10 protein-coding genes are annotated in these 9,292 nt (G+C 64.3%); 2 read left to right on the top strand and 8 right to left on the bottom strand.

Translation table 11 applies throughout. The features are described from left to right. Nucleotides 1-169: 169 nt before the first annotated feature. The 6 genes from ABUA09_RS12245 to ABUA09_RS12220 all read right to left on the bottom strand — a co-directional run bounded on the left by ABUA09_RS12245 (nucleotide 170) and on the right by ABUA09_RS12220 (nucleotide 4,920). Nucleotides 170-1,591, bottom strand: coding sequence for an MBOAT family O-acyltransferase (locus tag ABUA09_RS12245; protein ID WP_033116410.1), 1,422 nt, complete (start codon nucleotides 1,589-1,591; stop codon nucleotides 170-172). Between the two features lie 29 nt (nucleotides 1,592-1,620). Then, nucleotides 1,621-2,700, bottom strand: coding sequence for an acyltransferase (locus ABUA09_RS12240; protein ID WP_033116409.1), 1,080 nt, complete (start codon nucleotides 2,698-2,700; stop codon nucleotides 1,621-1,623). A 3-nt stretch (nucleotides 2,701-2,703) separates the two neighbouring features. Beyond that, entirely contained in the window at nucleotides 2,704-3,072 is a 369-nt protein-coding gene (locus ABUA09_RS12235; protein ID WP_033116408.1) for a VOC family protein, read from the bottom strand. Between the two features lie 65 nt (nucleotides 3,073-3,137). After that, nucleotides 3,138-3,995, bottom strand: a complete 858-nt coding sequence (sdaAA, locus tag ABUA09_RS12230; RefSeq protein WP_033116407.1) for an L-serine ammonia-lyase, iron-sulfur-dependent, subunit alpha — start codon at nucleotides 3,993-3,995, stop codon at nucleotides 3,138-3,140. 1 nt (nucleotide 3,996) lies between these two features. After that, entirely contained in the window at nucleotides 3,997-4,665 is a 669-nt protein-coding gene (sdaAB, locus tag ABUA09_RS12225; protein ID WP_033116406.1) for an L-serine ammonia-lyase, iron-sulfur-dependent subunit beta, read from the bottom strand. A gap of 42 nt (nucleotides 4,666-4,707) precedes the next feature. Then, nucleotides 4,708-4,920, bottom strand: a complete 213-nt coding sequence (locus ABUA09_RS12220) for a helix-turn-helix domain-containing protein (RefSeq protein WP_058117201.1) — start codon at nucleotides 4,918-4,920, stop codon at nucleotides 4,708-4,710. A 77-nt stretch (nucleotides 4,921-4,997) separates the two neighbouring features. On the opposite strand from ABUA09_RS12220, the gene ABUA09_RS12215 reads away from it, so the two are divergent. Beyond that, nucleotides 4,998-5,240, top strand: a complete 243-nt coding sequence (locus ABUA09_RS12215) for a hypothetical protein (protein ID WP_195607897.1) — start codon at nucleotides 4,998-5,000, stop codon at nucleotides 5,238-5,240. Here the strand turns inward: ABUA09_RS12215 and ABUA09_RS12210 are convergent. Both ABUA09_RS12210 and ABUA09_RS12205 read right to left on the bottom strand, forming a co-directional pair. Then, complete coding sequence (locus ABUA09_RS12210; protein ID WP_195607896.1) at nucleotides 5,209-6,798, bottom strand: amidohydrolase; 1,590 nt, start codon at nucleotides 6,796-6,798, stop codon at nucleotides 5,209-5,211. The genes ABUA09_RS12215 and ABUA09_RS12210 overlap by 32 nt on opposite strands. A 4-nt stretch (nucleotides 6,799-6,802) precedes the next feature. Further along, entirely contained in the window at nucleotides 6,803-8,125 is a 1,323-nt protein-coding gene (locus ABUA09_RS12205; protein WP_349949387.1) for a chloride channel protein, read from the bottom strand. A 187-nt stretch (nucleotides 8,126-8,312) separates the two neighbouring features. Here ABUA09_RS12205 and ABUA09_RS12200 point away from each other — a divergent pair, with 187 nt between their 5' ends. Continuing rightward, nucleotides 8,313-9,263 (top strand): hemolysin family protein, encoded by a 951-nt coding sequence (locus ABUA09_RS12200; protein ID WP_242848436.1) that lies wholly within the window; start codon nucleotides 8,313-8,315, stop codon nucleotides 9,261-9,263. The last annotated feature ends 29 nt before the right edge of the window (nucleotides 9,264-9,292 follow it).

The following is a 9,292-nucleotide window of genomic DNA, read 5'->3' as shown; positions in this document are numbered from 1 at the left end:
ACAAAGGAGGCTTCGCCGCGCTGGGGAAGGCGCACGCCCTGGCGGGTGGGGGACGTGTCGGCAAGTCCGGTGACCAGCAGAAGCGTGCCCGCCGCCAGCGCCCCCAGAAAGAGCAGGGCGCCCAGATTGGTATGTGGTTTGACCAAGAGGAGGCCCTCCTTTCCGCGGTCTAAAAGTTGAAATAAATAAAGGGGTTATAGGTCCCCTTGACCAGAAAGGCTGATGAGGCCAGGAAGAGGAACAGCAGGGAGACGCCGTACACCATATCCCACAGGGAAAACACGTGGGGGGCGTATCGGCCCAGATAGACCTCCACCTTTTCCGTGAGCCACCGGCCCAGAGGGAAGGAAAAGAGAATCGAGGGTAGAATCACGGCAGCATATTGCTCCCAGTAATAACAAGCCTGGAGGTCGGCACCGCGGACCGGCGAGAACATGGCGCCCAGATAGTCCAGGGCCGCGGGGAGAGAGGGGGCCCGGAAGAGGACCCAGCCGAAGTTGACCATGAGGAAGGTCCAGGCCCAGCCTGCGGGGGCGGGGATAGGGCGGCCGGAGGCCCCCAGCTTTTCCAGGCACAGCAGCAGAAAATAGAAGAGGCCCCAGCAAAGAAACGTCCAGTTGGCCCCGTGCCATACGCCGGTGAGCAGCCACACAACGAAGAGATTCCGGTAGGTCCGCCACGGGCCCTTCCGGCTTCCGCCCAGGGGGATGTACACATAGTCCCGGAACCAGGTGGACAGGGAGATGTGCCACCGCCGCCAGAACTCCGTCACCGAACGGGAGAGATAGGGGTAGTTAAAATTATCTAAAAAATGGAAACCGAACAGCTTGCCCAGGCCGATGGCCATATCGGAGTAGCCGGAGAAGTCATAGTAGATCTGCAGGGTATAGCACAGGGCCCCCAGCCAGGCAAGGGCGGCCGAGAGGTCCCCGATCGGCGTGTCCCAGGCGGCGTCGGCCACCACGGCCAATTGGTTGGAGAGGAGCACCTTTTTCCCCAGGCCCACAATGAAGCGGCAGCAGCCGGAGGAGAAGTCCGCCCAGGTCTCCCGGCGGCCCTCGATCTCGTCGGCTACGGTGGAGTACTTGACGATGGGCCCGGCGATGAGCTGGGGAAAGAGGGAGATGTAGAGACCCAGCCAGAGGGGGTTGCGCTGGACCTGCGCCGTCCCCATGGCCACGTCAAGGACATAGCTCAGGGCCTGGAAGGTGAAGAAGGAGATGCCGATGGGCAGGCCGATCACCGGAACAGGGGTGTTGAGCCCCGCTAGGTTCAGGTTTTCCAGGGTGAAGGTGAGGTATTTGAACACAAAAAGGAGCCCCAGGTTGCATACCACGGCGGCGGTCACAGGCAGCGCGGGCCGCCTGCCCCGCCGCCTCCAGGCATGCACCCAGAGGCCGAAGCAGTAGTTTGCCAGGATGGAACCCATCATGACCAGCACAAACCAGGGCTCCCCCCAGGCGTAGAAGAAGAGGGAGGCCGCCAGCAGGAGTAGGTTTTGTGCCCGGCGCATGCCCCGAAAGACCACATAGTAGCCCAGGAGCACCGCCGGGAGAAAGGCGAAGAGAAAGATGGAGCTGGAGAAGAGCATGGGCGGAGCTCCTTTGTCCGGAGATTGGATCAGGTGAGATATCGCCCCACCACAGGGATTTTGTGGATGAGCCAGGAGAGCAGGAAGCTGGGGAGAAAGATGACCAGGGTGAGGAGGGGAACGGCGACCGCCGTGGGGATGGGCGGCGTGGCCAGCCCAAAATGGCGCAGCAGCACCAGAAAGATCACATGGGAGAGATAGACGCCGAAGCCGCACTCGGCCAGCCGGCCGGCCCGCTGTCTGCGGGAGCGCTCGTCGCTCAGGCCCAGCACATACCGGAAGAGGACAAAAATGGCCACCGCCATGGCGCAGACGTTGGGCGTGAGATAGCTGTAAAGCGTGACGTCCAGAGCGCCGGCGCGCCGGGAGAGGAGGGAGGTGCCCAACACGGTAAAGGCCCCTCCGGCGATGCCCAACGCATAGATGAGCCCCTCGGCCAGGCGGCCCAGGGTATAGGTCTTCAGATAGTAGCCCGCCAGATAATACCCCACGAAGGCCAGGGGCGGAAAGCCCAGGGTAAAGTTGAGATAGAGCCGGTTGGCGTAGAGGGCGACGGTCTGGCTCCCACGGAGACGGAGGAAAAGGGGGATGACCAGCATAAAGAGGGCGTACACCAGAAAGAACCAGTGAAAATCGCTCCGCTTGGCCCCGCGGACAAAGGCGCGCAGCAGAGGGGTGAGGAGATAGAGGCCGATCGTCATGGTGAGATACCACAGGTGGGTCTCGGTGTTCCCCAGGATCACCGCATAGAGGACGCGGGGCAGACTGGCGGGGCGCAGGGTCCCGGCGACAAGCTCATAGAGCAGGCGGTAGGCGGTGCCCCAGAAGAGCAGGGCCGTGACCATCCGCAGAATGTAGCGGAGGAAAAGGGAGGGCCAGGAGAGCGCCTTTTTGGGGTCCAGCAGAAACATGCCGCTGCACATGACGAAGACCGGCACACACCAGCGGCACAGGCTGTCCCACACATTGAGGGCGTGCCAGTCTGCGGTGCCCACCGGGAGGGACTCCAGCCAGCCGCCGGAGACGTGCAGGACGATGACCGCCAGCATGGCCATCACCCGCAGAAGGTCGGCGTAGGCGAGGCGCCCGCCCTCATTGGTACGGGCCATGTGTCACTTCCTCTCCGGGACGATCTCGATCCAGTAGCCGTCCGGGTCTTCTATGAAATAGATGCCCATGGCGGGATTCTCAAAGCAGATGCAGCCCAGGGCCGCGTGCCGTTTGTGGGCGGCGTCCAGGTCGGGCACGGAGAAGGCCAGATGGAACTCGCCCTCTCCAAGGTCGTAGGGCTCGGCACGGTCCCGCAGCCAGGTGAGCTCCAGCTCAAAGCCGGTGGCGCCGTCCCCCAGATAGACCAGCTTGAAGGAGCCGTCGGCGGCCTCCTTTTCCCGCACCGGCGTCAGGTCCAGCGCGTCTTTGTAAAAACGCAGGCTCCGCTCCAGATCCAGAACGTTGAAATTGAAGTGATGGAAAGTAAACATAGACAGCAACTCCTTTTTGGGGTCGGAGACAGTATACCACAAAAGATGGAAACCGCGCAACGGCTTTACGGGCCCAGCAGCTCCTCGGCGATCCTCCGTCCGGTGGGGGTGGCGGCCAGCCCGCCGCCGCCGGTCTCCCGGAGGGCGGCGGGCATCACGTCGCCCACGGCGCGCATGGCATCGATGACCTCGTCGCAGGGGATGACGTTCTCCACTCCCGCCAGGGCCAGTTCCGCGGCGGTGAGGGCGTTGACCGCGCCGATGACGTTTCGCTTGACACAGGGGACCTCCACCAGTCCGGCCACCGGGTCGCACACCAGTCCCAGCAGGTTCTGGAGGGCGGTGGCGCAGGCGGCGGCCATCTGCTCCGGCGAGCCCCCCAGCAGGGAGACCAGCGCAGCGGCGGCCATGGCGGAGGCCGAGCCGATCTCCGCCTGACAGCCGCCCTCCGCCCCGGCAATGGAGGCGCGGGTGGCGATGACCTGGCCGAAGCCGGCCGAGACATAGAGAGCCTTTACCATCTCCTCCTCGGAGAAGTCGTATTTTTTCCGGATGGGCAGCAGCACCGCGGGCAGCACGCCGCTGGCCCCGGCGGTGGGGGCGGCCACGATGCGGCCCATGCAGGCGTTGCACTCCCCCACCTTCAGGGCGGTGGCGATGATATCGGTGAGCACTGGCCCCGCCAGCGAGACGGCGCGGGTCTCCACCTTCCGGGCATCCCCGCCGGTGAGGTTGCAGGCGGAGCGCCGCGCAGGGTCGTAGCCCTCCACGGACTCCACCATGGCCCGCCACAGACGGGTCATCTTTTCCCAGGAGGTGTCCCGTTCTCCGCCTCGGTCCCGGAGATCGTCGGTGAGGACGGCCTCCCACAGGGGCATGTCACCGGCGGCGCGCAGCAGGTTTTCCACAGAGACAAAGGCCATTTTACTCCTCCCCCTCCATATTGAGATAGGTCACTTTTACGATGCCGACGGCGGCGCGCAGCTCGTCGACGGCCTCCCGCCAGATGGGTTGGTCGCTCTCCAGCACCATGACGGCCAGACCGCCCCTGCGGTCCCGGTAGAGCTGCATGGTGGCGATGTTCACCTGCCGGCGGGAAAGGATGGAGGTGACCTCCGCCACGGCGCCGGGCCGGTCCTCATTGCGGATGATGAGGGTGGGGTAGTCCCCGGTGAAGGTGCATTCCATCCCGTCGATGGCGTTGACCCGTACCCGGCCGCCACCCAGGGAGGAGGCGTTGACCTCCAGTGCCCGCCCTTCCCGGTCCCGGACCCGGAGGATGACGGTGTTGGGGTGGGCGCCGCGGATGACGGCGGTGGAGATCCGGAGCTCCATGCCCGCCTCGCGGGCCAGAGCAAAGGCGCGGGGGATGCGGGGATCGTCGGGCTGCATGCCCAGGAGCCCGGCCACCAGGGCGCGGTCGGTGCCGTGCCCTTTGCCGGTGGCGGCAAAGGAGCCGTGGAGGAGCAGCTCCGCCGCCGCGGGCCGGCTCCCCAGCAGATGGCGGGTGATGAGGCCGATGCGTGCCGCCCCCGCCGTGTGGGAGGACGACGGCCCCACCATGATGGGACCCATGATGTCGAAGATGTTCATGGAGAAGGACTCCTTATCAAGAAGTAGGGGGCGTGGGGACCGTCAGGCGCGTTCGTCTTTTCGGCCGACCAAATAATCGATTGAAATATGCAAGCAGTCTGCAATCTTTAAAAGCCCATGAAAATCGGGAAAACGCTTTCCCTCTTCGTAATACTGATAGGCTCTCGGTGTAATGCTCAACAAGCCGGCCATATCTTTTTGCTTGATGCCCAACTTTAGGCGTTCTTCTCGCAGTATGACAGAAAACAATTCCATGAAGCCTCCTATTTGTAATGAACATATAGTTCTCCTGTAATGGGAATACAAAGTTCTTAATTATAGGAGGTATCAAGATGACAGAATTCCTCTTCTGGCTCTATCCTGCCTACATCAAGTCCTATTTGTCCACCATATCCAAGGATGATGCGGACGCACTGCGCTTTTCCCTGCTGAACGGCAGCTTGTGTCCGGCGCAGAAGAAGGACATGGAAGTTGTCATCCGGTTTTATGCCGCCCACAGCTTTCTGCTGGAACTGCGCACCGAGATCGGACTGACGGGAGAGATCACGCCTGAAACACCCGAACTCCATTCTTGATGGTCTCCAGCACCCGGATTCCGCGGATGTCCTCCGGCGGAACAGCGGTGGGGTCGCGGTCCAGCAGCACCAGATCAGCGGCCTTGCCGGGGGCAAGGGTGCCCCGCCGCCCCTCCATGCGGTACTGGTAGGCGGCGTTTGCCGTCACGGCCCGGAGGGCTGCGCAGGGGGAGACGCGGTATTCCGGCCCCAGCACGGCTCCGCTCCGGGTGACCCGGTTTACGGCACACCAGACGCTCTCGAGCATATCCGGCTGGATGACGGGGGTGTCCTGGTGGAGGGTATAGGAAAGGCCCAGCCGCTCCGCCGCCCCCAGGGGGGAGATGGAGGCGGCCCGCCGCGCCCCGAAGTTTTCCACATGGATGTCGCCCCAATACCACAGGTGGGCGGCAAAAAAGGAGGGGAGGATTCCCAGCTCCTTCATCTCGGCCAACTGCTCCGGGCGGACGAGCTGGGAATGGATCATTACCGGGCGGATGTCCCGGACGGCGCGGCCCGTCTCCTCTTGCGCCCTGCGGCAGCAGCGGATATACTGCGCCGCGGCCGCGTCCCCGTTGCAGTGGGCCAGAAGCTGCGCCCCGTCGGAGAGAGCGCGGCGCACGAAGCCGGTCACCTCTTCATCCGAGTAGATGGGGTAGCCGGTATAGGTCCCGTCGCCGCCCTGATAGGGCTCCAGCATCCAGGCTGTGCGACCCTGGGGGGAGCCGTCCAAAAAAATCTTCCAGCCCTCCAGGCGAAACCCGCCCACGGGCGTCTGCCAACAGGGGGACGACGAGAGCTCCGGGGCCTTCTTGAGGTCGGCGTAGCCCACCACATCGGCCGTAAAGACGCCGGCCCGGGCGGCGGCGGAGAGCATTTGAAACTCATCCGCGCCGGTGAGGCCGTCCTGGATCAGCGTGATGCCGCGGGAAAGGTAGATCTGCTGGGCCGCGTCCAGGGCCGCGGCGGCGTCAGCGGCGCGGTCCATGGGGACCTTGGCGGTGGCCTGCCGGAAGGCGAGCTCTTCCAGATAGCCGCTGGGGGTCCTGCCGTCGGCCTCCCGGCCGATGCGTCCGCCCTCCGGGTCGGGGGTCTCCGCCGTCACGCCCATCAGGGCCAGGGCCTTGGAGTTGGCCACGCCCATGTGTCCGGAGGCGTGGGTGATGAGCACCGGCGCACGGGGAAAGAAGCGGTCCAGGACCTGACGGGTGGGGTGTACGCGCTCGGCGAGCACATTGTGGTCGTAGCCAAAGCCCATGACCCAGGCGTCGGGAGGCAGGCGCCGCGCTTCCGCGAAGGCGCGCAGGGCAAGGCCGATCTGCTCGAAGGAGTTCGCCGCGCCCAGCTGGCACAGGGAGAGGGTGGCGGCCAGGGCCGTGATGTGGGAATGGGGGTCCAGGAACGCGGGAAGGAGGGTACGGCCCTCCAGGTCGACCCGACGTGCGCCGGGGACCAGGGAGGAGAGCTCTGAGAGGGCTCCCAGGGCGGCGATGGCTCCGCCTCTGGTGAGAAGGGCCTCCGGACGGGGGCCTGGCTCCATGGTCAGGATGGGCCCGCCGTGATAGAGAACAGCCTGCATATGCTTATTCCGCCTTTTTATCGATTTGATGGGGGGTACGCTTAGAATATACGATTTGCTGCTCGCTATACAGACCTGTGTACCCGGACAGACGGTAGGACACGGCGATGGCCAGGGCAAAGAGGGGCAGCCCGCCGCCGCCGAAAAGCTCATAGGCCAGGAGGATGGAGGAGAGAGGGCAGTTGGTCACGCCGCAGAAGGCGGCCACAGTGCCCAACGCGCCGCCGAAGGAGGGGGAGAGGCCGATGAGCGGCCCGGCCACGCAGCCGAAGGTGGCCCCGCAGGCAAAGGTGGGGACGATCTCGCCACCCCGGAAGCCGGCCCCCAGGGTGAGGGCGGTAAAGACGATTTTCACCAGAAAGCCCCAGGGTTCCACGCCTGCGCCGTTTCCGGTGACGGCGGCCTGGACCAGATTCCCGCCCGCGCCGTTATAGACCTGGTCGGAGAGCCCGCCGTCCAACAGGGAGAGGCCGATCATGATGAAGCCGCCCGCCACGGCCCGCACCCGGGCGTCGGGGAGGTATTTGGCGTAAAGGCGGCCGGTGCCGTGCATCACCTTGCAGAAAAGAACGGAGAGGGCGGCGCACAGGCCGCCCATCACCACCACCTGGACCAGCGCCAGGGGGGAGAGGACGGGAAGGCCGGAGACGGTATAGGCCGTGGGAGGGACGCCCAGGTATCCGGCCAGCAGAAAGCCGGTGAGGGAGGAGAGAAAGGCCGGGACCAGGGCGGCGTATTGGATGATCCCCACATGCACCACCTCCAGGGCGAAGATGGCGGCGGTGAGGGGGGTGCCGAAGAGGGCGGAGAAGGCGGCCGCCATGCCGCAGACCGTGAGCATCCGTCCCTCCTCCGGCTCCACGCCCAGCCGGTGGGCGATCTTGTTGGAGATGGAGGCGCCCAACTGGAGGGCGGCCCCCTCCCGGCCGGCGGAGCCGCCCACCAGATGGGTGATGACGGTGGAGAGAAAGATGAGGGGGGCGGTGCGCAGCTTCATGGGTTCATGCTCCCGGACGGCCACCAGCACCAGATTCGTGCCGCGGTCCTTCTCCATCCCGCAGGTGCGGTAGAGAAGGATGATGGACAGCCCGCCTACCGGCAGCAGAAGGATGAGGCGGGGGTGGGCCTGGCGCAGCTCGGTGACAAAGTCGATGCCGTAGTGAAAGGCGACGCCCACGATCCCCACCAGCAGCCCGATCACCACGGCAAAGACGGCCCGGCGCAGAAAATCCAGAAAATCCAGGGACTGGGGAGGCAGCAGTTCGGCGGGTTCCCTCATGGCGGTCTCATCTCCCAAACTCAGATGGAACGCGGGCGTCCACGGCACCCGGCCCCTCCGCATATCCGGCGCGCTCCGGGCACGCCCGCATTCTCGACAGTCCCCAGTATAGCATAATAAAAAGAGGTTTTGAACTTTATAGTGAAAAATTTTAGATACTGTGATATAATACCCCCAAATCGTACCTCCGCCGCCGGAACGGCGGGCGGAGCCATGTTTCAAGGGGGAATCTGTTTTGCTGCCGGACCCGTTATGGCCCTACATACTGGCAGGTGCCGTCCTGTTCCTGGCGGGAGCGCTGCTCTCCGCCGCCATCGGTCCCTTTGGCCGGGCGCTGAACCGACTCTGCAACGCGTTTCTCCGCATCACCCGCATCAAGCCGGACGCGGGGCTCCAGTCGGTGTCGGAGGATGAGCTCCGCGCCCTTATGGATCTGAGCGAGGAGAAGGGCTCCATCGAGGCGGACGAAAAAGAGATGATCGAAAACGTCTTCGATTTCAACGACACCGTGGCCGAGGACGTAATGGTCCACCGCACCGACATGGTGATGCTCTGGACCGGGGATACCGACGAGGAGATCGTCCAGACCATCGAGGACTCCGGTCTCTCCCGTTTCCCGGTCTATGAGGAGGACGCGGACGACATCGTGGGTATCCTCAGCACCCGGGACTACCTCCTCAATGCCCGGCGGGCATCGCCCAAGCCGTTGAAGGAGCTGTTGCGCGCCGCCTATTTCATTCCTGAGTCGGTTCGGGCCGACGTGCTGTTCCGGGATATGCAGAGCAAGAAGGTCCACATGGCCATCGTGGTGGACGAGTATGGCGGCACCTCGGGGCTGGTGACCATGGAGGACCTGCTGGAGGAGATCGTGGGCAATATCTACGATGAATTCGATCCCCAGGAGGATCAGGAGATCATCCAGCTCGAGCCCAACCTGTGGCGCATCTCCGGTTCGGCGGAACTGGAGGACGTGGCCGAGGCCCTGGAGATGGAGTTCCCCGAGGACGAGGAGTCCGACACCCTGGGCGGGCTGGTGTTTGATCAGCTCTCCGTCATCCCCGAGGACGGGAGCAAGGTGGAAGTGGATACCCACGGCCTCCACATCAAGGTGGAGAGCATTGTGGACCGCCGGGTGGACTGGGCCCTGGTGAGCAAGTGTCAAGAGGAAGAGGAGAGCCAAGCGTGAACCGATCAAGTCCGCGCATGCTTGTGGCA

Source organism: Intestinimonas sp. RTP31139st1_F5_RTP31139_211217 (assembly GCF_040226735.1).
Classification (GTDB): Bacteria; Bacillota; Clostridia; order Oscillospirales; family Oscillospiraceae; genus Intestinimonas; species Intestinimonas butyriciproducens.
The sequence above is the reverse complement of the archived record's forward strand: the minus strand, read 5'-3'. Positions and strand labels throughout refer to the sequence as shown.